General features: G+C 63.2%; 20 protein-coding genes and 1 tRNA gene. 11 read left to right on the top strand and 10 right to left on the bottom strand.

The features are described 5' to 3' along the window. Nucleotide 1 precedes the first annotated feature (1 nt). The 3 genes from ABIB38_RS18890 to ABIB38_RS18880 all read left to right on the top strand — a co-directional run bounded on the left by ABIB38_RS18890 (nucleotide 2) and on the right by ABIB38_RS18880 (nucleotide 2949). Nucleotides 2-931 carry an ACP S-malonyltransferase gene (locus tag ABIB38_RS18890; RefSeq protein ID WP_429206215.1) on the top strand — a complete coding sequence of 310 codons (930 nt, stop codon included), beginning with the start codon at nucleotides 2-4 and terminating at the stop codon, nucleotides 929-931. 130 nt (nucleotides 932-1061) lie between these two features. Then, entirely contained in the window at nucleotides 1062-1190 is a 129-nt protein-coding gene (locus ABIB38_RS18885; protein WP_429206213.1) for a hypothetical protein, read from the top strand. A 505-nt stretch (nucleotides 1191-1695) separates the two neighbouring features. After that, entirely contained in the window at nucleotides 1696-2949 is a 1254-nt protein-coding gene (locus tag ABIB38_RS18880; protein WP_429206212.1) for an acetamidase/formamidase family protein, read from the top strand. A 49-nt stretch (nucleotides 2950-2998) separates the two neighbouring features. Here the strand turns inward: ABIB38_RS18880 and ABIB38_RS18875 are convergent, their stop codons facing one another. After that, nucleotides 2999-4153: a GNAT family N-acetyltransferase gene (locus ABIB38_RS18875; protein WP_429206210.1), complete on the bottom strand. Its 1155-nt coding sequence runs from the start codon at nucleotides 4151-4153 to the stop codon at nucleotides 2999-3001. A 64-nt stretch (nucleotides 4154-4217) separates the two neighbouring features. Between ABIB38_RS18875 and ABIB38_RS18870 the strand changes: the two genes are divergently transcribed. Continuing rightward, nucleotides 4218-6266 (top strand): NAD(+) synthase, encoded by a 2049-nt coding sequence (locus ABIB38_RS18870; RefSeq protein ID WP_429206208.1) that lies wholly within the window; start codon nucleotides 4218-4220, stop codon nucleotides 6264-6266. A 27-nt stretch (nucleotides 6267-6293) separates the two neighbouring features. Further along, the gene (locus ABIB38_RS18865; RefSeq protein ID WP_429206207.1) at nucleotides 6294-6632 is read left to right on the top strand and encodes a P-II family nitrogen regulator; all 339 of its coding nucleotides are present in this window, start codon (nucleotides 6294-6296) and stop codon (nucleotides 6630-6632) included. A 49-nt stretch (nucleotides 6633-6681) separates the two neighbouring features. Here ABIB38_RS18865 and ABIB38_RS18860 read toward each other — a convergent pair whose 3' ends face one another. From ABIB38_RS18860 to trxB, 6 genes are all read right to left on the bottom strand, one after another. Continuing rightward, nucleotides 6682-7131 (bottom strand): hypothetical protein, encoded by a 450-nt coding sequence (locus ABIB38_RS18860; RefSeq protein ID WP_429206206.1) that lies wholly within the window; start codon nucleotides 7129-7131, stop codon nucleotides 6682-6684. Nucleotides 7132-7198: 67 nt separating this feature from the next. Further along, a complete protein-coding gene (locus tag ABIB38_RS18855) occupies nucleotides 7199-7687 on the bottom strand; it encodes a lysozyme (RefSeq protein WP_429206204.1) in 489 nt (162 codons plus the stop codon). 151 nt (nucleotides 7688-7838) lie between these two features. Then, nucleotides 7839-8444, bottom strand: a complete 606-nt coding sequence (locus tag ABIB38_RS18850; RefSeq protein ID WP_005669569.1) for a trimeric intracellular cation channel family protein — start codon at nucleotides 8442-8444, stop codon at nucleotides 7839-7841. 136 nt (nucleotides 8445-8580) lie between these two features. After that, nucleotides 8581-10761 carry an ATP-binding protein gene (locus ABIB38_RS18845; protein ID WP_429206201.1) on the bottom strand — a complete coding sequence of 727 codons (2181 nt, stop codon included), beginning with the start codon at nucleotides 10759-10761 and terminating at the stop codon, nucleotides 8581-8583. A 162-nt stretch (nucleotides 10762-10923) separates the two neighbouring features. After that, nucleotides 10924-11601: a Smr/MutS family protein gene (locus ABIB38_RS18840; protein ID WP_429206199.1), complete on the bottom strand. Its 678-nt coding sequence runs from the start codon at nucleotides 11599-11601 to the stop codon at nucleotides 10924-10926. Between the two features lie 26 nt (nucleotides 11602-11627). Beyond that, entirely contained in the window at nucleotides 11628-12596 is a 969-nt protein-coding gene (gene trxB / locus ABIB38_RS18835; protein ID WP_429206197.1) for a thioredoxin-disulfide reductase, read from the bottom strand. Nucleotides 12597-12812: 216 nt separating this feature from the next. Between trxB and ABIB38_RS18830 the strand changes: the two genes are divergently transcribed. From ABIB38_RS18830 to ABIB38_RS18805, 6 genes are all read left to right on the top strand, one after another. Beyond that, nucleotides 12813-15275 carry a DNA translocase FtsK gene (locus tag ABIB38_RS18830; RefSeq protein ID WP_429206195.1) on the top strand — a complete coding sequence of 821 codons (2463 nt, stop codon included), beginning with the start codon at nucleotides 12813-12815 and terminating at the stop codon, nucleotides 15273-15275. A 16-nt stretch (nucleotides 15276-15291) separates the two neighbouring features. Then, nucleotides 15292-15930 (top strand): outer membrane lipoprotein chaperone LolA, encoded by a 639-nt coding sequence (lolA, locus tag ABIB38_RS18825; protein WP_429206193.1) that lies wholly within the window; start codon nucleotides 15292-15294, stop codon nucleotides 15928-15930. 113 nt (nucleotides 15931-16043) lie between these two features. After that, on the top strand, nucleotides 16044-17366 hold the full coding sequence (locus tag ABIB38_RS18820; protein WP_429206191.1) for a replication-associated recombination protein A: 1323 nt from the start codon (nucleotides 16044-16046) through the stop codon (nucleotides 17364-17366). 338 nt (nucleotides 17367-17704) lie between these two features. Then, a complete protein-coding gene (locus tag ABIB38_RS18815) occupies nucleotides 17705-17884 on the top strand; it encodes a hypothetical protein (RefSeq protein ID WP_429206189.1) in 180 nt (59 codons plus the stop codon). Nucleotides 17885-18011: 127 nt separating this feature from the next. Continuing rightward, nucleotides 18012-19307: a serine--tRNA ligase gene (gene serS, locus ABIB38_RS18810; RefSeq protein ID WP_429206187.1), complete on the top strand. Its 1296-nt coding sequence runs from the start codon at nucleotides 18012-18014 to the stop codon at nucleotides 19305-19307. 110 nt (nucleotides 19308-19417) lie between these two features. Further along, nucleotides 19418-19507: transfer RNA gene (locus tag ABIB38_RS18805), tRNA-Ser, on the top strand. A 599-nt stretch (nucleotides 19508-20106) separates the two neighbouring features. On the opposite strand, the gene ABIB38_RS18800 is transcribed toward ABIB38_RS18805, so the two are convergent. The 3 genes from ABIB38_RS18800 to ABIB38_RS18790 all read right to left on the bottom strand — a co-directional run. Next, nucleotides 20107-20346, bottom strand: a complete 240-nt coding sequence (locus tag ABIB38_RS18800) for a hypothetical protein (protein WP_429206185.1) — start codon at nucleotides 20344-20346, stop codon at nucleotides 20107-20109. A gap of 1912 nt (nucleotides 20347-22258) precedes the next feature. Continuing rightward, on the bottom strand, nucleotides 22259-22537 hold the full coding sequence (locus ABIB38_RS18795; RefSeq protein WP_429206183.1) for a hypothetical protein: 279 nt from the start codon (nucleotides 22535-22537) through the stop codon (nucleotides 22259-22261). 48 nt (nucleotides 22538-22585) lie between these two features. Then, on the bottom strand, nucleotides 22586-23007 hold a 422-nt coding region (locus tag ABIB38_RS18790; protein WP_429206181.1), incomplete at its 5' end, for a hypothetical protein.

Below are 23007 nucleotides of genomic sequence, written 5' to 3'. Positions count from 1 at the left end.
CATGGCGGGCCGGCTCGCCATCCTGTGCCCCGGGCAGGGCGCCCAGCATGCCGGCATGTTCGACCTGGCGCGCCTGGATCCCGGCGCCAGCGGCCTGCTGGACGCCTGGTTCGCCGACCCGCAGCTGGCGCCGCTGCTGCGCGCGTCGCTGGACGGCGAACAACGGTTCGCCAACCGCGTCGCGCAGCCGTCCATCGTGGCGGCGACGCTGGCGACGTGGACCGCCCTGCGCGCCCGGCTGCCGGAGCCGGCGCTGGTGGCCGGCTACAGCATCGGCGAATTGTCGGCCTACGGCGTCGCCGGCGCGCTCGAGCCTGGCGCCGCGGTGAAGCTGGCCGGCGAGCGCGCGCGGCTGATGGACGCGTGCCTGGAGGGCGGCGCGGCGCAGGCGATGGTGGCGCTGTCCGGCATGCCCGATGGCAGCGTGGCGTCACTGCTGGCCCGCTTCGGCTTTCACGCCGCGATCGTGACCGGCGAGGATGCGCTGGTGGCGGGCGGCCCCGCCGCGCAGGGCGAGGCGCTGGCGCGCGCGGCCCTGGCGGCCGGCGGGCGCGCCACCTTGCTGCCGGTGGCCGTGGCCTCGCATACGCCGCTGCTGCAGGCCGCCGTGGCGCCGTTCGCGGCGCTGCTGGAACGCCAGCGCTGGGCGGCCCCGTCCTTCCCGGTCCTGTCCGGCATCTCGGCCGCGCCGGTCGGCGATGCGCAACAGGCCATGCGCGACCTGCCGCGCCAGATCGCCGAGCCGATCCTGTGGCAGGACTGCATGGACGCCTGTCGCGAGGCCGGCGTGACCGTCGCGCTCGAACTGGGGCCGGGCGCCGCCCTGGCGCGCATGTTGCAGGCACGCCACCCGCAGATCGCCTGCCGCTCCGTGTCCGAATTCCGTTCCCTCGATGGGGTCCATAGCTGGCTACATAGGGAGCTCGATTAACATTCACGAAGCTGATGTCTGATATTGCTACTCAGAATTGGAAGTTCTTCCGGGTCGCCTATATAACGGTCGCATAGCAGTCGTCATCATAGGCGCCGTCGTGATCGGCGGTGCAATCAAGGAGTCGCACGTGAAAAAGATCGTCAACGCCCTCGTCGCCGCCGCCGCCAGCCGCGCCCGCAGCATCCTGCGCAAGCAGGCCGCATTCGCCCAGCCCTACCGGGTCGAGTACCGCTCGAACGCCGGCGGCTGGAACTAGGCAGCTTTTGGGGTAGTAGCACGCCCGGTTTCACCAGCGTGCCACTGCTGCGACGCTGCGCATGTGCAGCCGCTCCGACGCGCGCATCGCCTTCCCCCATCCCCACCAGGCCCCTGCGGCCGTCTTCACGTGCGACGCCGGTCACTTCCGGATCGACGCCACGGTTGTCGTCTTCCACAAGCACCCACAAATCCCGCCTTCCGTCCCGATCGTCGCCACAGTACCGTCCTGATCGGGCAATCTGGCCGTGAGCCTTCTCAGCCCACGCATCACGCAGCGTACCCGCAGCCGCTGCGGCCGCTGTGGCCGCTGTAGCCGATACCCGAGGGCGATACCCGGCCAGCGTTAGTTGCCCTACTTACGCATCCGTTTGGAATGCTTTTGCACGTTCTACGTCATCCAGTGCACTTCGACGGTGCATCCCGCACCGAAAACGCGACGGATCGCTATGGCACAAATGTTGCTGTATAAGAATTCCTGTTCAACAGTTTTACTCGGAGTTCTCATGAAGTTTCGCACGATCACCCTCGCAACCACACTGGCCATCGCCTGTCTGGCCCCCGTATCCGCGTCCGCCCAGGCGCAAGCCGGCGGCTTCCCCCTGCAGCCGCTGGCCGACAAGCCTGGCCGCATCGTCCTGCCCGGCACCAAACACGAGGTGTATTACGTGCCTTCGACCCTGGAAACGATCCAGTGGGGCTACCTGCCGAATGCGACGACCAAGCCGGTGCTGTCGATTCCATCAGGCGCCACGATCGTGTTCGACACGCTGTCGCATGAGGGCATGGTCGAAGACCAGGGCCGCGATCCGGTCAAGTATTTCGGCAGCAAGGGTATTGCGGCGAACATGGTGCTCAAGGACGCGATCGCCATCACCGGCTCGAACCTGGCGCACGACTTCCACAAGGACGGCCCGCACATCGTGACCGGACCGGTCGAGATCCAGGGCGCCGAACCGGGCGACGTGCTGAAGGTGGAGCTGCTGTCGGCGGTGCCGCGCGTGCCGTACGGCGTGGTGTCGAACCGCCACGGCAAGGGCGCGCTTCCGGGCGAATTCCCCGAGACGCCGAAGCCGCTGGCGACTGCCTCGGCGGCCAGTCCGGGCGACTATCACAACGTCTCGGTGTTCACCCCGATCCGCCGCGACAAGGATGGCAAATGGGAAGGCGTGATGAAGACCAAGGACGGCACCGAGGTGACGTTCCCGACCGCGCCGTTCATGGGCACGATGGGCGTGGCCAAGGCGACCACCGAGAAGGTCCATTCGGTTCCGCCGGGCCTGCATGGCGGCAATATGGACATCAACGACCTCGGCGTCGGCACCACCGTGTACTTCCCGGTGCTGGTCAAGGGCGCCAACTTCTATACGGGCGACCCGCACATGGTGCAGGGCGACGGCGAAGTCGCGCTGACCGCGCTCGAGCATTCGCTGCGTCCGACCTTCCGCATCACCCTGCTCAAGAAGGGCGACGCCGCCATTCCGTCGAGCTCGGGCAGCCTGACCCGCCCGATGGGCGAGACGCCGGACCACTGGGTGACCATTGGCCTCAATCCGGACCTGGACGAAGCGATGAAGGACGCGGTGCGCGAATCGATCCGCTTCCTGACCGAAAAGCTGGGCATGGACCGCGCCACCGCCTATGCCTACCTGAGCGCCGCCTCGGACTTCCAGGTGAGCCAGGTCGTCGACGGCACCAAGGGCGTGCATGGAATGATCCGCAAGTCGGACTTCGAACGGGTCACCGGCAAGAAGAAGTAACGGCACCCCGCATCCGGGACGGCGCCGCAAGGCCGCCCCGGATGCCGCATCAGCTGCGCGCCCGGAACGGGTTGCGCTCGTTCAGTTCATCCATGTAGTCGTCGATCCCGCCCGCCTCGCGCTCCAGGAAGCGCTCGACCGCATCCGCGAACGACGGGTGCGCCAGCCAGTGCGCCGACCAGGTGCGGGTGGGCAAAAAGCCGCGCGCCATCTTGTGCTCGCCCTGGGCGCCGCCCTCGAAGGTGGCGATGCCCTGCTCGATGCAGAATTCCAGCGGTTGATAATAGGCCGCCTCGAAGTGCAGGCAGGGCACGTGCTCGAGCGCGCCCCAGTAGCGGCCGTACAGCGTGTTCTGGTCGTGGATCACCAGCGAGGCCGCGAGCGCCCGGCCTTCCTTTTCCGCGATCACCAGCAGGATATTCTCCGGCATCGTAGCGCCGATGCGCAGGAAGAAATCGAGGTTGAGGTAGGGCGTCGAATGGTGTTCGCGGTAGGTGTTGCGGTAGCAGCGGTTGAACAGCACCCAGTCCTCGCGCGTGGCGTCGACGCCGCGCACCCGGCGCAGCGTCACGCCGGCCTCTGCCACCTTGCGCCGCTCGGCGCGGATGTTCTTGCGCTTCTTCTGCTCGAGCGTGGCCAGGAAATCGTCGAAGCTGCGGTAGCCCTGGTTGAGCCAATGGAACTGCACCCCGCTGCGCAGCAGGAAGCCGGCGTCGGCCAGTTGCCGCGCTTCGTCCTCGGGCGGGAACAGCACATGGGTCGACGACACCTCGGTCGCCTGCTGGGTGGCGCACAGCACGTCGACCAGCGCTGCACGCGCCTCGGCGTCGCGCGCCATCAGGCGCGCGCCCGCCACCGGCGTGAACGGGATCGCGCTCAGGAGCTTGGGGTAATAGTCGAGCCCATTGCGCCCGTAGGCGTCGGCCCAGGCCCAGTCGAACACGTATTCGCCGTAGGAGTGGCCCTTGACGTACAGGGGCAGGGCGGCGGCCAGCACGTCCTGCCCGTCATACAGCAGCAGGAATTGCGGCTGCCAGCCGGTCTCGGGCGAGGCGCTGCCCGACGCATGCAGCGCATGCAGGAAGGCGTGGGAGAGAAACGGCGTCGGCGCCGCCTGGGCCCGGACCAGTGCATCCCAGGAGGCCTGGCCTACTTCGGACAGATCGGAAACGATATGCGTGCGATAATTCAAAATTGCTTCCATTGACGAGGTGAGTGACGACAGGCAGCGATGCGGCCTCGACCTGTCTCGCTGCGAAGATCATTTTATGAACAGCCCATTCTTCAATCTCTATTCGCACCATTTCGCCCGCGTCGCGGTGGCCATCCCGCGCGTGCGGATCGCCGACCCGGCGTACAACGTCGAACAGACCATCCTGCTCGCGCGCCAGGCCGCGGGGCAGGGCGCGGCGCTGGTCGCCTTCCCCGAGCTGGGCCTGTCCGCCTATACCTGCGACGACCTGTTCCACCAGCGGGCGCTGCTCGACGCCTGCCTTGAGGGCCTGGCGGCCATCGTCGAAGAGTCAAACGCGCTGCCGCTGGCCATGGTGATCGGCATGCCGCTGCGGGTCAACCACATGCTGTTCAACTGCGGCGTGGTGATCGCGAACGGCAAGGTGCTGGGCGTGGTGCCAAAGAGTTTCTTGCCTAATTATGGCGAGTTTTACGAACCCCGGCAGTTCACCCCCGCCGATTGCGCGGCGGTGGACCGGATCGAGCTATTCGGCGAGCTCGTTCCCTTCGGCGCGAACCTGCTGTTCGAGGCGGCCAACCTGCCGCTGCTGCGCTTTCACGTCGAGATCTGCGAGGACGTCTGGGTACCGGTGCCGCCATCCTCGTTCGCCGCGCTGGCCGGCGCCACGGTGCTGGTCAACCTGTCGGCCTCGAACGTCGTGGTGGGCAAGAGCGGCTACCGCCACCAGCTGGTCGGCCAGCAGTCGGCACGCTGCATGGCGGCCTATCTGTACACCTCGGCCGGGCGCGGCGAATCGACCACCGACATGGCCTGGGACGGCCAGTCGCTGATCTACGAGAAGGGCGAGCTGCTGGCCGAGTCCGAGCGCTTCGCCGACGATTCGCAGATTATTTATGCCGACGTGGACCTGGACCGCCTGTCGACCGAACGCATGAAGGCGACCACCTTCGCCCAGTCGGCGCGGCGCCATGCCGCCGAGGTGTCGAACTTTCGCGTTGTCAAGCTCGAGCTCGACCTTCCGCTCGACCGCACCCTGCCGCTGCAACGGACGGTCGAGCGCTTCCCCTACGTGCCGGCCGACCGCGCGCGGCGCGACGAGCGCTGCACCGAGGTCTACAACATCCAGGTCCAGGCCCTGATCCAGCGCCTGTCGTCGAGCGGCATCCAGAAGGTGGTGATCGGCGTCTCGGGCGGGCTCGACTCGACCCATGCGCTGCTGGTGTGCGCCAAGGCGATGGACCGACTCGGCCTGCCGCGCACCAACATCCTGGCCTATACGATGCCCGGCTTCGCCACCAGCGGGCGCACGCTCAGGCAGGCGCGCGACCTGATGGCGGCGGTGGGCTGCAGCGCGCAGGAAATCGACATCCGCCCGAGCTGCATCCAGATGCTCAAGGACCTGGGCCACCCCTACGCGGAAGGCAAGGCCGAGTACGACATCACGTTCGAGAACGTGCAGGCGGGCGAGCGCACCAACCACCTGTTCCGCCTGGCGAACTTCCACAACGGGATCGTGATCGGCACCGGTGACCTGTCCGAACTGGCGCTGGGCTGGTGCACCTACGGCGTGGGCGACCACATGTCGCACTACAACGTCAACGCCAGCGTGCCCAAGACCCTGATCTCCTACCTGGTGCGCTGGGTGGCCGAGACCGGCGCCGTCGTCGGCGGCCAGGCGCAGGTGCTGCTCGACATCCTCGATACCGAGATCAGCCCCGAGCTGGTGCCGGGAGGCGACAAGGACGACAAGCCGGCCCAGAGCACGCAAGAGCGGATCGGCCCCTACGAGCTGCAGGACTTCAACCTGTTCTACACGCTGCGCTACGGCTACAAGCCGAGCAAGACGGCCTTCCTCGCCTATTCGGCCTGGCACGACCGCGCGCTCGGGCGCTGGCCCGACGAACTGGGCACGCGCAACCAGTACGACCTCGGCGCCATCAAGCGCAACCTGTCGATCTTCCTGTTCCGCTTCTTCAAGACCAGCCAGTTCAAGCGTTCCTGCGTGCCGAACGGACCGAAGGTCGGCAACGGCGGCTCGCTGTCGCCGCGCGGCGACTGGCGCGCGCCGTCCGATTCCGAAGCCACCGTGTGGCTGGACGACCTGGCGAACATTCCCGATTAACCCTGGTATTTTGAAAGGACCAACACCATGAAACAGATTACCTGCGTGATCAAGCCGTTCAAGCTCGACGAAGTGCGCGAAGCGCTGGCCGAGGTGAACGTGACCGGCCTGACCGTGACCGAAGTGAAGGGCTTCGGGCGCCAGAAGGGCCACACCGAGCTGTACCGCGGCGCGGAATACGTGGTCGACTTCTTGCCGAAGGTGAAGATCGAGGTGGTGGTGGACGATCCGATGACCGAGCAGGTGGTCGACGCCATCATCAAGGCCGCGCGCACCGGCAAGATCGGCGACGGCAAGATTTTCGTGCAGGACGTGGAACAGGTGATCCGTATCCGTACCGGCGAGACCGGCGCGGACGCGGTGTAAGCTGGCTGGCCGGCCTCGGACAGACAAGCGGGTGCAGGGTAGCGCTTGTCTATCTGGTGCCGGTGGAGTGTTGACGGGGGAGGGTAGTTGATCCCGGCCGCTTTTTACGAACGGCGTCGAAGAAGACACCGTTCCAGGCCAGGACGATTCTGTTCTTGTTCCTGATGTAGGCGTAGGCGCAACTGAGCTCCACGACGGTAACGGGATTGGGCAAGCGCAGTCTATCGTTGCTTGTGCGCGCGTTTTCCCGGAGCTCGATATTCGTTTCCACGCTTTCGGCAAGGAAGTTCGATTCGGAGCAAACCCGACTGCCGAGTTCGATCTTTTCCTTACTGATCATCAGGTCCTTGCCGATCAAGGACCTTGCTTGATCTTCGCCGACGGAGATCGCTGCATAATCCAGCACGGATTTTATTTCCCACTTTCCGATGATGCTGGTGTCTCTTCCTGGTTCGGGAGTGTCGCTTGCCAAAGCCGGCATCGTGGTCAGCAGATTCACGAAGACGAGCAGGATCCCATGGAGGTGACGTTGGGTGAATGAGTGACTCATAATCAGTGTTGAGCCCTTATTTGCGTGTTGCAGAAGCTTCTTTCGTGCGGAACGGGGCGCTCTCTTCGGCGCGGCGCTTGATCAAGCCTGGGGCGATGACTTGCCTCCGTTTTCCTTTGTCGACAATAGTGACTCTGATCAGCAAATTAATATTCCTGGCCGCTCCGTCGAAATCCCCTTTATTCACATAGGCAAAGGTCTCTTTCACATTTCGGATGCCGGCATTGTAGGTGAGGCTGACAAGAGCGTCGAACTGGTCCTGGTTTAACCGGACCGTGATGGCGCGGATGACGTACCGTTCAGCTTCGGCTACGCGACGTCCGAATTCCAGGTCGACGTCCCTCAGGGTCACTTTTCGTTCCAGCTCATCCTGAGTGCACACGCCTTTATGAGCGAGAATGCCGGCGCCCCAAGTGCAGTTGCCTTTATTCTTCCCCATGTCGTTGTAATATCTCAGCACGATCCTTTCATGCGTAAGCATTCTCGAGCGTGCGCCAGTGCTCATCTTCATTCCGACGTTTTGCAGGCTTGAGACCGATCTGCTCGACTCGACACGCATACGCTGTCCTCTCAATGTGCAGAGAGCGATTGTAGCACTGTGGTATTGGTAGCTATTGAGCTTATTTAACTTACGTAAGTTCCCGCTGGCAACTTCGTCACCGCCCCATCCGCATATCGAACTTCCACGTCAGCAGCCTCAGTCCGCTGATGAACAGGCAGCTCGACCACAGCGCGAAGTCGTGCGACACGCCGTACTTTCCCATCAACAGGAACAGCCAGTTGCCGAGAAAGGCGCAGATCGCATACGGTTTGCCGTCCCGGAACACCATCGGCACCTCGTTGCAGACGATGTCGCGCAGCACGCCGCCGAAGATCCCGGTGATCACGCCCATCATCGAGGCGATGAAGATCGGCATCTCGGCCGCCAGCGCCGCCGATGTTCCCGCGATCGAGAACAGTCCCAGTCCCACCGCGTCGGCCACCACGATCAGGCGTTCCGAGACGATCTGGCGCAGCGTGCGGATCAGGGGCGAGGCCACCAGCGCCAGCACGAAGATCGCGATCGCATACTCCTGGTGGGTGACCCAGAACAGGGGCCGCTTGTCGAGCAGGATGTCGCGCAGCGTGCCGCCCCCGAAAGCGGTGATGAAGGCCACCGTGAACACCCCGACCAGGTCCATGCGCTTGCGCCGCGCCTCGATGAAGCCGGAAAACGCCCCGACCAGGATCGCCATGATTTCGATGAACTTGATGAGGGTCATGCAGCAGCAGGAAGCGGGAAGTGTTGTGAGACTACCATGCGCTCGCAGACTTACGTAAGGTAAATCTGCGACCGTGCCGCCACGGTCCGTCCAGCCGGCACGCAGGGCAGGTCCGGGCGCAGCCTGCGGCGGCCGGTCAAGCGCCGGCCAGCGGCAGGCGCACGGTGAACACCACCTGTTCGTCCTCGTAGCGGTAGCCGATCTCGCCGTGGTGCTCGCGTACGATCTGCTGCGCGATGTACAGCCCCAGGCCCATGCCGGTGCGGTTGCGCGGATTGCTCAGCGATGCGCGCTTGAACGGATTGAACAGCGTCGCCACCGTCTCGGGCGGAATCGGCGCGCCCGCGTTGCTCACCGCGACCGAGGCCTCGCCATCGTGCGCCCTCAGGCACACGGTCACCGGCTTGCCCGGCTCGCCATGGTGGCGCGCATTGCTCAGCAGGTTCGACAGCACCTGCGCCAGGCGGCCGCCGTCGGCGTTCACCGTCGCGTCGTCGTCGCAGATCAGCTCGAGCGGGATCGATGGATAGGCCAGGCGCGCCTCGTCCATCAGGTCGACCAGCAAGGCCTTGAGGTCGACCGGCTCGAGCGTCACGCCCAGGCCCATGCCGCGGTCGATGCGGCTCATGTCCAGCACCTGGCTGATCATGCGCTGCATGCGGTTGGTCGACGACTGGATGCGCTTGCCGAGCGTGGGCTGACCGGCGTCGGCGGCGCCGCCGGTGCGTTCGAGCACCATGCCGGCCATATTGATCGAATGGAGCGGGTCGCGCAGGTCGTGGCCGAGCATGGCCAGCAGCTGGGCGCGCGTGGCCTCGGTCTGCGAGCGGTGCGCGTTCACCGCGCGCACCAGTTCGGCCAGGGTCAGGCGCGCATTGGCCAGCACGTTCGCTTCCCATGGATGGGCGCAGCCGCGCACGGTCTCGCGCCAGGCGTCGAACGAGCCGCGCGGCGTCAGGCGCTCGCCCAGCGGGCCGAGCACCACGATCTTGCCGGGGCGGCCGCCCCAGGCCACGGTGTCGATCTGTTCGACGCGCAGCATGACGCACCAGCCCTGGCCCAGCGGATCGAAGGGCAGGGCCAGCATGCCGACCCACTTGCCGAGCCGGTCGTGCAGCGCCGCGGGCCAGTCGGCCCGCATTTCGCGCACCACCAGGTCGTGCTCGTTCGCGGGCAGCGAATCGACGATGGCGCGGGCCAGGTCCTCAGGCAGCTCGCCATGGGTGGCGATCTTGCCGTGGTGCATGGCGATCAGCGCCTGCGCTCTGGACGCCGCAAGCAGGGCGCCGGCGTGCTGGTCAAGGGCGTCGAGCGGATCGTCGTCGAGCAGCAGCGATTCGATCAGGGCCGTGCGCACCCGGGCCGACTGCTCGGCCAGGGTCGCGTCCTCGCGCGCCTCGATGCTGTGGATGGTCGAGGCCATCACCTGGGCCAGCACGTCGGCCGCCATGCGCACCGCGTAGGGCACCAGCTTGGGCGACATGTGGTGGCAGGCGATCAGGCCCCACAGGCGGCCGTTGATCACGATCGACACGCTCATCGAGGCGCGCACGCGCATGTTCTTGAGGTACTCGATGTGCACCGGCGACACGCTGCGCAACACCGCGAAGCTCATGTCGAGCGGCGCGGCGTCCGGCGCGCCGTACAGCGGCACCGCGTTGTAGTCCATGTCGGCGATCACGCGCAGCGTGTTGAGCGTGTACAGGCGGCGCGCCTGGGCCGGGATGTCGCCGGCCGGATAGCGTTGGCCGAGATACGGCACCAGGTCGTCGCGCCGGCTCTCGGCCACCACGTCGCCGCTGTCGTCGACGCGGAAGCGGTAGGCCATCACGCGGTCGAAACCGGTGAATTCGCGCACCTGCTGGACGGCCGACGCGAGCAGGGCATCGATGGTCTTCTGGCGGCGCAGGCGGTCGATCAGGCCATGCGCCTTGATGGCGAAGCGCGACACTTCCTCGCTCGAGGTCTCGCGCAGCTCGAATTCGGCGAGGATGCGCCCGTGCTGCGCGTGCACGACGCAGTCGAATTCGGCGTCGCCGATGGCCAGGCCAGCGGCCAGCGGCGCGGCGTCTTCATCGTCGCGGGCGGCGATGCACTCGGCGATCGCTTCCACCGCCGCCTGCGGCAGCGCCAGCGCGGCGTACGAAGCGCCAAACTGGGGGGTGACGCCAAGCAAGGCCGGGACGTTCCCGCTCCAGCCTTCGAGCTGACCATCGCCCTGGAAGAACAGCAGCGCACCGTGTGGCTGGATCGAGCCGGGAATATGGATAGGCTCGTCAGCACAGGATGACAGGTCGACCTGCCGTCCATGCTCCATCGGAACTGCTTGCGTTGCCTTCAATACAAATCCCCTTTCGCTGGGCCGGAGCCGTCCGGTGTAGAGGCATTTTACCGTTGTCGGACGCGATTTGGAGGGATTGCAACTGTGAAACGGCTCATTGTCACACGACATGTCGGGCAGTGTCTGCCCGGCGCAACATCAATCGTGCAGGGCGGGGCGCAGCAGGGCGATCAGGGCGCCATGGCCGCCGTCGGACCGGCCGGCGGCGCAGAAGGCGATGACTTCGTTCTTCTGCACCAGCCAGCTGTGCACGATGCTGCGCAGCACCGGCTCGCCCTTGGGCGAGCCGTAGCCGACACCATGGATGATGCGCACGCAGCGCACCCCGCGCCGGTTGGCGCGGTGCAGGAAATCGGTGAGGGCGTCGCGCGCGCCGTCGCGGGTCAGGCCGTGCAGGTCGAGTTCGTCCTGGATCGGCCAGTGGCGCTTGCGCAGCTTCTTGACGACGTCGGGGCCGACGCCGTCGCGGGCATAGCTCATGGACGGATCTTCGTCCAGCATGCCCTCGACATCGAACAGGTCGGACAGTTCATCCGACATCGAGGCGCGCAGCACGTCCGCGGTTTCTTCCTCGGGGCTCAGTTGCGCGCGCGCCCGTGCCGCGCCCGGCGCCACGTACACCGGGCGGTGCACGTAACGGTCCGATTCGGGCAGCTTGTGCACGCCCTGCATCGACGTGCGAAATTCCACCGCCCGCTCGCGCGCGATGCGTTCGCGCTTCTCGCGTTCGGCCTGCTCGATGGCGCGCGCGCGCTCTTCTTCCTTGAGCCGGTCGCGCAAGCCTTTGAGCTCGCCGAAATCCTTCATGCCCGCCATCGCCTGCTACCCTTTTGTTGCGTTGATTACTTCGGATCGTCCTCCAGCGCTTCCAGGTAGCGCTGGGCATCGAGCGCGGCCATGCAGCCGGTGCCCGAGCTGGTGATCGCCTGGCGATAGATGTGGTCCTGGACGTCGCCGGCGGCGAACACGCCCGGCACGCTGGTGGCGGTCGCCATGCCTTCGAGCCCCGATTTGGTGACCAGGTAGCCGCCGCTGTGCATTTCGAGCTGGCCTTCGAAGATGCCGGTGTTCGGCTTGTGGCCGATCGCCACGAACAGGCCGTGCACGTTCAGTTCCTTGGTGGCGCCGTCGATGGCCGACTTCAGGCGCAGCGCGGTGACGCCGCTCTGATCGCCCAGGACCTCGTCCAGGGTCTGGTTCAGTTCGAGCACGATCTTGCCTTCGCCGACCTTGTGCATCAGGCGGTCGACCAGGATCGGCTCGGCGCGGAACTTGTCGCGGCGGTGGATCAGGGTGACTTTCGAGGCGATGCCGGCCAGGTACAGGGCTTCCTCGACCGCGGTATTGCCGCCGCCGATGACCGCGACTTCCTGGTTGCGGTAGAAGAAGCCGTCGCAGGTGGCGCAGGCCGACACGCCGCGGCCCATGAAGGCCTGTTCCGACGGCAGGCCCAGGTACTGGGCCGAGGCGCCGGTGGCGATGATCAGGGCGTCGCAGGTGAAGGTGTGGCTGTCGCCCACCAGGCGGATCGGTTTTTCGTTCAGGTAGGTCGTGTGGATGTGGTCGAACACGATCTCGGTGTTGAAGCGCTCGGCATGCTGCAGCAGGCGCTGCATCAGTTCCGGTCCCTGCACGCCCAGCGGATCGCCCGGCCAGTTCTCGACGTCGGTGGTGGTCATCAGCTGGCCGCCCTGTTCGACGCCGGTCACCAGCATCGGCTTCAGGTTGGCGCGCGCGGCGTACACCGCGGCGCTGTAGCCGGCTGGCCCGGAACCGAGGATGAGGACTTTGGCGTGTTTGGTAGTAGTCATGGCGGCGCTCTTTGCTTCACGTGGTTGTTATATAGACACACGGCAATTGGGGGCGGCCTGACAGGAATCAAGGGCCACCAGGGTCAGCCAGAGGGTGTCCGAAGAGCGCCGATTATAGTCGATCATGCAGATGTGCATGAATCGTCGGGGCAACGCGACCGTATATCGCTTAGAATGGGTGGATCGTCGATAGTACATCCTTCCGCAGTACCTGTAATGAGCAAGAATAGCCAAGCCAGCACTTCCGGATACACCCGCACCCAGGCCAGCGCCACCGCCCGCCGTCCGCTGCCGGGCCGCCTCGCGCGCCTGCTGTCCGAGGCGCGCTGGATCGCCGGCGCCGTCGCCTTCCTGTATTTCGTCCTGATCCTGCTCAGCTACAGCAAGCTCGATCCCGGCTGGTCGCACGCCAACGCGGTGCCGCGCATCGCCAACCTGGGCGGGAGCGCCGGCGCCTGGCTGTCCGACCTGCTGCTGTTCATCTTCGGGTTCTCGGCCTGGTGGTGGGGCGTGATCTTCCTGCGCCAGGTCTGGCGCGGCTGGCGCCGCCTCACCGACAAGCTCGGCACGAAAGTGGAGGAACCGCACCACGGCGAGATGTACGTGCGCTGGATCGGCTTCGCCCTGATGTTCGCCGGCAGCGTCGGCCTGGAATACCTGCGCATGTGGTCGTGGGACGTCGAGCTGCCGCGCGCCCCTGGCGGCGTGCTGGGCCAGCTGATCGGCCACGCGAGCCACGTCGCCTTCGGCTCGACCGGCGCCACCTTGCTGCTGTTGCTGCTGTTCTTCCTGGGCTTTTCGCTGTTCTTCCAGGTGTCGTGGCTGAATGTCGCCGAGCGCATCGGTGCCGTGTTCGACAACACCATCGACTGGTTCCAACTGCGCATGGAAGACATCGAGGACCGCCGCCATGGCGAGGCCGCCGCCGTCAAGCGCGACGAAGTGGTGGTCAACGAGCGCGCCAAGTTCACCGAAAAGCATGCGGAGCAGCCGATCGCGGTCGTCAAGGACGAGCCGTCGCCCGGGTTCGCGCCGCCGGCGCCGAAAGCCGCGGCCAGCCCGGCTCCGGCGCCATTGGCGTCGGCCCAGGCGGTGGCGCCGACCATCAAGATCGAGCCGCAGATGGTCAGCGTGCCGAAATCCGAGCGCGCCGAGAAGGAGCGTCAGTCGCCGCTGTTCCAGGACCTGAACGGCGAGTCCGGCCTGCCGCCGCTGGGCCTGCTGGACGACGCGCCGGCAGCCCAGGAAACGGTGGCGATCGAGACGCTGGAATTCACCAGCCGCCTGATCGAAAAGAAATTGTCCGATTTCGGCGTCGAAGCCAAGGTCGTGGCCGCCTATCCGGGCCCGGTGGTCACCCGCTACGAAATCGAGCCGGCCACCGGCGTCAAGGGTAGCCAGATCGTCAACCTGGCGCGCGACCTGGCGCGTTCGCTGTCGCTGACCTCGATCCGGGTGGTCGAGACCATCCCCGGCAAGAACTACATGGCGCTCGAGCTGCCGAACCCCAAGCGCCAGATCGTGCGCCTGAGCGAGATCGTCGGTTCCAAGGTGTATGGCGACAGCGCATCGAGCCTGACCGTGGCCCTGGGCAAGGACATCGCCGGCAAACCGGTGGTGGCCGACCTGGCCAAGATGCCGCACCTGCTGGTGGCGGGCACCACCGGTTCGGGTAAATCGGTCGGCATCAACGCCACCATCCTGTCGTTGCTGTACAAATCCGACCCGGCCGACGTGCGCCTGATCCTGATCGACCCGAAGATGCTGGAGATGTCGGTCTACGAAGGCATTCCGCACCTGCTGGCGCCGGTGGTGACCGATATGCGCCAGGCCGGCCACGCGCTGAACTGGGCGGTCAACGAGATGGAGCGCCGCTACAAGCTCATGAGCAAGCTCGGCGTGCGCAACCTGGCCGGCTACAACAGCAAGATCCTCGACGCCGCCAAGCGCGAGGAGCACATCCCGAACCCGTTCTCGATCACGCCGGACGCGCCCGAGCCGCTGGAAAAACTGCCGACCATCGTCATCATCATCGACGAGCTGGCCGACCTGATGATGGTCGTCGGCAAGAAGGTGGAAGAGCTGATCGCCCGTATCGCCCAGAAGGCGCGCGCGGCGGGGATCCACCTGATTCTCGCGACCCAGCGGCCGTCGGTCGACGTGATCACCGGCCTGATCAAGGCCAACATCCCGACCCGCATCGCGTTCCAGGTCTCGTCCAAGATCGACTCGCGCACGATTCTCGACCAGATGGGCGCCGAGACCCTGCTGGGCATGGGCGACATGCTCTACATGCCGCCCGGCACCGGGCTGCCGGTCCGCGTGCACGGCGCCTTCGTGTCCGACGACGAAGTGCATCGAGTTGTAAAACATCTGCAGGAGCAGGGCGAACCCAATTATATTGAGGGCATCCTCGAAGGCGGCACGCTGGAAGAAGGCGGCGCCGACGGCGCGGTGGCGGGTGAGGGCGGCGGAGAATCCGACGCCATGTACGACCAGGCGGTGCAGGTCGTGCTGAAGAACCGCAAGGCCTCGATCTCGCTGGTGCAGCGCCACCTGCGCATCGGCTACAACCGGGCCGCCCGCCTGATCGAGCAAATGGAGCAGAACGGCATGGTGTCGCCGATGCAGTCGAACGGCAACCGCGACATCCTGGTGCCGACTGCAAGCGCCGAATGACAATAAGGAACCCTGGATGCAAGCAATGACCAAATTCACTGTGGCCGCGCTGGTGGCCGCGAGCGCCTTCGCTGTCCCGGGCATGGCGAGCGCCGCCGCGCTCGACCAGTTCAAGACCTTCGTCGCCTCGACCCAGTCGGCCAGGGGCGAATTCACCCAGCAGCAACTGGGCAAATCGAAGAGCGGCAAGGCCGCGCCGGCCTCGAGCGGCAGCTTCGTGTTCGCCCGCCCCGGCAAGTTCATCTGGACCTACCAGAAGCCCTATGAGCAGGTGCTGCAGGCGGATGGCGAAACCCTGTACATCTACGACAAGGACCTGAACCAGGTTACCACCCGCAAGCTGGGCAATGCGCTGGGCAGCTCGCCGGCCGCGATCCTGTTCGGCAGCAACAAGCTGGAAGAAAACTTCACGCTGAGCGAGGCCGGCGCGCGTGACGGCATGGAATGGCTGAACGCCACGCCGAAGGCCAAGGACACGTCGTTCGAGCAGATCAGCATCGGCCTGAAGGGCGGCGTGCCGATGGCGATGGAATTGAAGGACACGTTCGGCCAGACCTCGCGCCTGACCTTCACCAACTTCCAGCGCAATCCGCAACTGGGCGCGCAGCAGTTCAAGTTCGAGGTGCCGCAGGGCGCCGACGTCGTCAAACAGTAATCACTGGGCGCAGCGGATCGGCGCGCGGCCGGGCGGGGTGTGCGTGCGACGCACGGGCCGTGCGGGCATCGGCTACACTACGCCCATGCACAACCATTCGTTCTCCCGCATTCATGTCCACGGATGACCTGTTCAAGACCGAGCCGGCCGCGCCGCTGGCCGAAGCCCTGCGTCCGCGCACCATCGACGAGGTGGTTGGCCAGAGCCACCTGCTGGGGCCCGGCAAGCCGCTCAACCTGGTCTTCAAATCCGGCAAGCCGCATTCGATGATCCTGTGGGGCCCGCCGGGCGTGGGCAAGACCACCCTGGCGCGCCTGACCGCGTACGCCTTCGACTGCGAGTTCATTGCGCTGTCGGCGGTGTTATCGGGTGTCAAGGACATCCGCGCGTCGATCGAGCAGGCCGAGCAGTACCTGGCCCGCGGCAAGCACACGATCCTGTTCATCGACGAGATCCACCGCTTCAATAAATCGCAGCAGGACGCCCTGCTGCCGTTCGTGGAAAGCGGCCTGGTGACCCTGATCGGCGCCACCACCGAGAATCCCTCGTTCGAAGTCAATTCGGCGCTGCTGTCGCGCTCGCAGGTCTATGTGCTCAAGGCATTGACCGACGCCGAGCTGCGCCAGCTCCTGGCGCGTGCCCGCAAGGAGGCCCTGCAGCACCTGGAGTTCGACGAGCTGGCGGTCGATACCCTGGTCGGCTATGCCGACGGCGACGCGCGCCGCTTCCTGAACCTGCTCGAGCAGACCAGCACCTCGGCCAACACCGCCGGCACCAACCGCATCACCGCGGAGTTCGTCGAGAACGCGCTGACGCTCAATGCGCGCCGCTTCGACAAGGGCGGCGACAATTTCTACGACCAGATCTCGGCCCTGCACAAATCGGTGCGCGGCTCGCACCCCGATGCCGCCCTGTACTGGCTGTGCCGGATGCTCGATGGCGGCGCCGACGCCAAGTACCTGTCGCGCCGCATCGTGCGCATGGCGTGGGAAGACATCGGCATCGCCGACCCGCGCGCGATCCAGCTGGCCAACGACGCCGCCGCGACCTATGAGCGGCTCGGCTCGCCCGAAGGCGAGCTGGCGCTGGGCCAGGCCGTGATCTACCTGGCGGTCGCGTCCAAGAGCAATGCCGGCTACAACGCCTTCAATGCGGCGATGGCCTTCGTGCGCAAGGACAAGTCGCGCGAAGTGCCGGTCCACCTGCGCAATGCGCCGACCAAGCTCATGAAAGAGCTGGGCTACGGCCACGAATACCGCTATGCGCATGACGAGCCGAACGCGTATGCGGCCGGCGAAACCTATCTGCCGGATGGGATGCCAGAACCCGGCTGGTACCAGCCGGTGCCGCGCGGGATCGAATCCAAGATCGCCGAGAAGCTCGCCTGGCTGCGCAGCCTGGATGACGAGGCGCGCGCGAACGGCGACAGGGCGTAGGGTTGGCCGGGGCGCGCAGCCGGCTTGTCGCCGACGCGGTGATGGTTTGCTGCGAAATCATGCGGCACGCGAGCGGAGCCGATACGAGTTTGCTGCGAGATCATCCGGCGCGCGAGCAGAGCCGATAACAATCACCGCGTCGGCGGCCAAGCCGCCAACCCTACTTCCTTCAACGGCGCGCAATGCGCCGGCATTGCGCGCTTGGTCCCGCATTGCTGCATTCTGCGCCGCGTTTCATGCGCTTCGTCGCAAGTCGATGGCGACTCCCGGGGTGGGTGGCTAAAGTACCACCATCGCACAGCAATTCGCGAATCAACCCACCCCCTGAAGGAGCGATCATGAACATCCGTAAAAACTTCGAAGCCCTGTTCCTCGCCGTCGCCGCCCTGGGCCTGATTGGCAGTTTCGTCACCGCCGACGAGCGTCCGGTCGAGATCGCCGCGTCGACCGTCCCGGCGATCGACATGGCCAGCATCCAGACCGTGATCGTCAGCGCGCCGCGCCTGGCAGTCCGCTGAGACCGGCGCAAGCCGGTTTCAGGGGCGCCCTGGCGAGGCCCCGGCAATGTGGTTGCCGAATCTCGCAAAGAATGTCGGTCGGCTTGGTACAATTGTGCTTTCGATACACAGCCCAGTCCACCCAGACATGATTGACATCCAACTTCTCCGCAAAGACATCGATACCGTCGCCGCCCGCCTGGCGACCCGCAAGTACCAGCTCGATGTGGCCAGTTTCAATGCGCTGGAGGCCGAACGCAAGGCGATCCAGACGCGCACCGAAGAACTGCAGGGCAAGCGCAATTCGCTGTCGAAGCAGATCGGCATGCTGAAGGGCAAAGGCGAAGACACGACGGCCGTGATGGCTGAAGTCGCCGGACTGGGCGACGAGCTCAAGGCCAACGAAGTGGCGCTGGCCGAGGTCCAGGCCAGGCTCGCGAGCTTCATCGCCGCACTGCCCAACCTGCCGCACGAGAGCACGCCGGAAGGCAAGGACGAAAGCGCCAACGTCGAAGTGCGCAAGGTCGGCACGCCGGCAGCGTTCGATTTCGAGGTGCGCGACCACGTCGACATCGGCGAGCGCCTGGGCCTGGACTTCGAGACCGCGACCAAGGTCACGGGCTCGCGCTTCTCGATGATGAAGGGCGGCATGGCGCGCCTGCACCGCGCGCTCGCGCAGTTCATGCTCGACACCCACACCGGCCAGCACGGCTATCTGGAATGCTACACCCCGTACATGGTCAACGCCGAGTCGCTGCGCGGCACCGGCCAGCTGCCGAAGTTCGAGGCCGATCTGTTCTCGGTGAAGAAGGGCGGCGCGGAAGGCGAGGGCGAGAACTTCTACCTGATCCCGACCTCCGAAGTCTCGCTGACCAACGTGGTGCGCGACGAGATCGTGGCGCTGGACGAACTGCCGATCAAGATGACCGCGCATACCCCGTGCTTCCGTTCCGAAGCCGGCAGCTATGGCCGCGACACCCGCGGCATGATCCGCCAGCACCAGTTCGACAAGGTCGAGCTAGTCCAGGTGGTGCATCCGGAGCAGTCGTACGCGGCGCTCGAAGAGATGGTCGGCCAGGCCGAATTCATCCTGACCTCGCTCGGCCTGCCATACCGCGTGATGCAGCTGTGCACCGGCGACATGGGCTTTTCCGCCGCCAAGACCTACGACCTCGAGGTATGGCTGCCGGCGCAGAACACCTACCGCGAGATCTCGTCGCTGTCGAACTGTGAAGCCTTCCAGGCGCGCCGCATGCAGGCGCGCTTCCGCAATGCGGCCGGCAAGCCGGAACTGGTGCATACGCTCAACGGCTCGGGCCTGGCCGTGGGCCGCACCCTGGTGGCAGTGCTGGAGAACTACCAGCAGGCCGACGGCAGCGTCGTCATTCCGGAAGTGCTGCGTCCGTACATGGGCGGGCTGGAGCGCCTGGCGCCGGCGGCCTGAAAGGTGGAACAGGGGAATCGTGCTTGCACGCACATTTCCCTCTTCCATTTTTCTCGAATGCGTCTATAATGGCGGTCTCTTGCAGGCCACTGCAAGGATCGACCAAAGCCGGAGAGGTGGCAGAGTGGTCGAATGTACCTGACTCGAAATCAGGCGTACGGGTGACCGTACCGTGGGTTCGAATCCCACCCTCTCCGCCAAGTATCATGAAAACAGCCACCGCAAGGTGGCTTTTTTCATTTCGGAACGGCTTTGTTGCGCAAATCAGGCTCGGCCAGCGTAGAGCGCGTCGGTCTTGTAGTCTGAACGGATGAAACCAGCTACAGAAGTAGCGCACGACTGACTGAAAGACTTACAATGAAGCACTCAACACACGCGGTTCGCTGCTTATCTGGCTTGATCCGACGATGAACTGGCACGGCCAGCTGAGTGGCGGAACTCATACTTTAAAAAATGAATCAGTTCCTGCGGGAGTCACCTTTTCCCGGTTTTTCGCAGGTCCAAAGAGCCTATCTGTTTATTTTCCGGCGAGCTTTCAGCGGGATGCGTGGGTCGTCCGACAGCACATCGAGCACGAAGCGGAAGCCGCGCGAGACTTCCTCATGGGCGACCAGCTTGTCCGGGAGCGGGATCGCAGGCGGCCCATCATGGGGGGGGGAACTCCAGCCGCATGAGCCGCTTGTGCTGCGATTGTCCGCTGAGCGCCGACAGCGCGGCGCCGGCCGCGATTGCCTGGATGTCGCCCACTGATTGCCTCCGATGGCTGCTCGAAAAATCCAACGTTTATTTCGCTATTTCCTCATTGCAGTGATTTTTCTAGGTGCGTTAGAAGTGCTTGTGCAAGCTGTATTGCATCACTGGATAGGTTAGGTTGAGCTAAAGATTTCTTTACTGCCACTCGCAATAACATAAAGATTTCTGTTCCTGTTGAACCAATAACCATTGCATCAAGCACTTCTTCTGAAAGAGCGGCAGTTCCATCACGTGCAAGTAATTCGGCTAATTCTCTTGCCTGAGAGTAGTGGTCATATGAATTCATTTTGGCTATCTCGTAAAAAAACTTTTTAGACAAACTCCGTTAGCAGGAGTGACGACCTCAATTTCCCCTCTTGGATTACTAGAAACAGTGGCAGCCCTCGTCACAAAGGGCGTGCCCGGTTTAAGAACACCAGTTTCTACAAAGTTCGCGTTTGCGATGTTCTCTTGCGGAATTCCATAGTGTTGCGCATAATTTGGGCTGTCTGGATGCTCAAGTGACCAGAACTGAGCCTCAGCAGCTTGTCTTTTTTCCATTGTTCCAGCCCTATACAAAGTAGCCCCACTTTGCACCTGCTTTCTTGCTGCCAAAGCTCCTGGCGCATTACTCTGCAACGCAGGACCATTAGGAATATCAACGCTTCCTTGTGTCGACGGACACAAGCAAATTGTGAGGCAGGTCACATTGCCGATTTAGCTTTCGCCCGCTTTTCATTTCAGATCTCCTAACTGTACCGCTCGCATATCTCGCTCACACCTTCAGAGCCCGTTGTATTACCGCTTGGAGATCTAACTGACGACACGATTATCGGCTCGGATTGATTTTGGAAATCGTGCCGTCAATTTCATTTATTGATAATCGAAAATCACCTGATGATCCCGATAAGAAGAAGCAAAGCTCGCCGGAAACATAATAAACATCGGAAAATGACGAAGTAGTTAATTTTCTTGGCTTGTTTATTTCAAAGCGAACGCTTCCGTCCACATTCATGACGTAAGCATGTTTTTTTTGTCGCGTTTCGAATGGCCCCTCCACAATGGCAATACTTCGGAAATCGTTTAGCGGACTGCGAGAACTCTCCATGGTTTCAACACTTCATATTTTTTCCATTGTGTTCCCATGATGCCCCAACTGGCAGTAGTTCCCTCACTGTTAATCGCTTCGGGTTCTGTATTCTGTCGTAGTTCGGGTCCATTTCGATATGTCTGAAGTTCTGTAATTTAGTCATTGCCTGTCTCTGTTATTCAATGGTCTTGGTGCTCCAACGGGGACGAGTTTGGCACGGTCCGCGTCATTCAGAATCTGTACTTGGCTGCCTCCACCGGGATAAATTGCGCAGTCATGCGTCTGAGGCCCAACCATTCCATGCTTGAGCTGCACTCCTTCAAGAATGTGAAATTTTTGTACATGCGACACTTCAGGTTTGAATTGTGGTGTCACAGCTAAATTTTTTCGTACATAGGCCACATTGGGGATGTGGTCTTGTGTCGCCCATCCACCTGGTAGAGTTTGCCCAGGCGCCATCGCCATTTGAACCTCTAATCCGCCTTCTGGAGCAGGAGCCGATTCCATAGGAGTATTCGGCATCCAAGGATTTGATACTGTCGGAGCAGGAAGCGCAAGAGGCCGTTTTGCCAGGCTCGGCAGTTTACAAGAAAGCCCAAGCGGATCAATTAGATTAACTGGGTTCCGTAGGCATCAGTCGAAGCGCCCGGCTCCGGGTAGCCTGCACCAGCGGCACGAAGCTGTCGCGCTCATATACATAGTGCATGGTCCGTTCGCCCGCCGCGTAGCCCCGGCGCACGCGGCTTTCCAACCAGCGTGTCGTCATCCAGCCGTACATGGTCCGGGTCGTCTCGCGGAAGGCAGTGCCATCCATCGCCCCGCTGCGCTTGGTGATGCGCCGCCCCAGCGGATCGTAGGCAAAGGTGGTAACGCCATGCTAGGTCGTGGCGCGGGTCATCCGGTTGAATGCATCGCACGCATATTCGGACCGAATGCCGTCCTGGGCGCGCTGTACGAGGTTGCCGCGTTCGTCGAACTGTCGAACTTATCGAACAACGGCTCGATTGCCATTGCATTTGGGGTAGGCTTTTAAAGTCGATCCTTGGTGACTAAATAATCATGAATTTCCCTATGGGCAACTTTGAGAGACTGTCCTGCTGATTTTTGCAGGCGCAAAGAGCGTATCTGTTTATTTTCCTGCGAGCTTTCTCATTGCTTGTTCTGCGGCTATAACCGCTTCACCGGCAAGAAGTGAAATGGGCCAATATTCTATAACTAGCCTTGATGCAAGAATTAAATCGGAAGGCGGAATGAATTCAAGATTTTTTTCAACCTGTTCCAAGTAAACGGTTAGAGTCTCTCGAATAAAATGTAATTGTTCTGGAGTAACTCCCGAGTTGGGAGGCAATGAGTCTATTTGTTGAAGGGCAAAGCGAAGCTTCGATGCGACGGTTTCGGTTTTAGTCATAGGTGTTGCAGTGCATCGATGTGCGAAAGCAATTAGGTCAGCGGGCCTTCATATAGTCGACCAATCGATTGTCTCTTTCTCACCTGTAAGTTGGAAAACAAAGTAGTTGACTGCATGAAACTCATTTGAAAATATCGCCACATCAAAATTCGTTCCGCGTTCGGTAGTATAAATCAACCAAAAATCATTTACTTTTTTAATAACTAGTTCGCCAAGTCCGGGCGCGATTTGGCTACCTATAATGTATTCATTTTTATCGACTCTTTTTGGTTCAAGAAACTGTCGAACTTTATCGAGCAATGGCTCGATTGCCACTGCATCTTGGCGAGGCTTTTCAAAGTCGAATCCTGGTAACTCAATAATCATGAGTTTGTCCTTAAGGCCACCTCGAATAACCCGCTCTCGGCGTGAGCAGAGCCAGGCGAAACGTGAGTCCGCGCTCCAGCATCGCTCAGTAGCGTGATTTTCAA

The sequence above is a fragment of the Massilia sp. UYP11 genome, from assembly GCF_050434805.1.
In the GTDB taxonomy this organism is placed as follows: Bacteria; Pseudomonadota; Gammaproteobacteria; order Burkholderiales; family Burkholderiaceae_D; genus Telluria.
The sequence above is the reverse complement of the archived record's forward strand: the minus strand, read 5'-3'. Positions and strand labels throughout refer to the sequence as shown.

Excerpts from the sequence above, each read along its gene's own strand:
- serS (WP_429206187.1), top strand. The coding sequence starts at position 18,012 with ATGATTGACATCCAACTTCTCCGCAAAGACATCGATACCGTCGCCGCC.
- ABIB38_RS18845 (WP_429206201.1), bottom strand. The coding sequence starts at position 10,761 with ATGGAGCATGGACGGCAGGTCGACCTGTCATCCTGTGCTGACGAGCCT.
- trxB (WP_429206197.1), bottom strand. The coding sequence starts at position 12,596 with ATGACTACTACCAAACACGCCAAAGTCCTCATCCTCGGTTCCGGGCCA.
- ABIB38_RS18855 (WP_429206204.1), bottom strand. The coding sequence starts at position 7,687 with ATGAGCACTGGCGCACGCTCGAGAATGCTTACGCATGAAAGGATCGTG.
- ABIB38_RS18890 (WP_429206215.1), top strand. The coding sequence starts at position 2 with ATGGCGGGCCGGCTCGCCATCCTGTGCCCCGGGCAGGGCGCCCAGCAT.
- ABIB38_RS18880 (WP_429206212.1), top strand. The coding sequence starts at position 1,696 with ATGAAGTTTCGCACGATCACCCTCGCAACCACACTGGCCATCGCCTGT.
- ABIB38_RS18830 (WP_429206195.1), top strand. The coding sequence starts at position 12,813 with ATGAGCAAGAATAGCCAAGCCAGCACTTCCGGATACACCCGCACCCAG.
- ABIB38_RS18815 (WP_429206189.1), top strand. The coding sequence starts at position 17,705 with ATGAACATCCGTAAAAACTTCGAAGCCCTGTTCCTCGCCGTCGCCGCC.
- ABIB38_RS18820 (WP_429206191.1), top strand. The coding sequence starts at position 16,044 with ATGTCCACGGATGACCTGTTCAAGACCGAGCCGGCCGCGCCGCTGGCC.
- ABIB38_RS18875 (WP_429206210.1), bottom strand. The coding sequence starts at position 4,153 with ATGGAAGCAATTTTGAATTATCGCACGCATATCGTTTCCGATCTGTCC.
- ABIB38_RS18800 (WP_429206185.1), bottom strand. The coding sequence starts at position 20,346 with ATGAATTCATATGACCACTACTCTCAGGCAAGAGAATTAGCCGAATTA.
- lolA (WP_429206193.1), top strand. The coding sequence starts at position 15,292 with ATGCAAGCAATGACCAAATTCACTGTGGCCGCGCTGGTGGCCGCGAGC.
- ABIB38_RS18870 (WP_429206208.1), top strand. The coding sequence starts at position 4,218 with ATGAACAGCCCATTCTTCAATCTCTATTCGCACCATTTCGCCCGCGTC.
- ABIB38_RS18850 (WP_005669569.1), bottom strand. The coding sequence starts at position 8,444 with ATGACCCTCATCAAGTTCATCGAAATCATGGCGATCCTGGTCGGGGCG.
- ABIB38_RS18865 (WP_429206207.1), top strand. The coding sequence starts at position 6,294 with ATGAAACAGATTACCTGCGTGATCAAGCCGTTCAAGCTCGACGAAGTG.
- ABIB38_RS18840 (WP_429206199.1), bottom strand. The coding sequence starts at position 11,601 with ATGGCGGGCATGAAGGATTTCGGCGAGCTCAAAGGCTTGCGCGACCGG.
- ABIB38_RS18795 (WP_429206183.1), bottom strand. The coding sequence starts at position 22,537 with ATGACTAAAACCGAAACCGTCGCATCGAAGCTTCGCTTTGCCCTTCAA.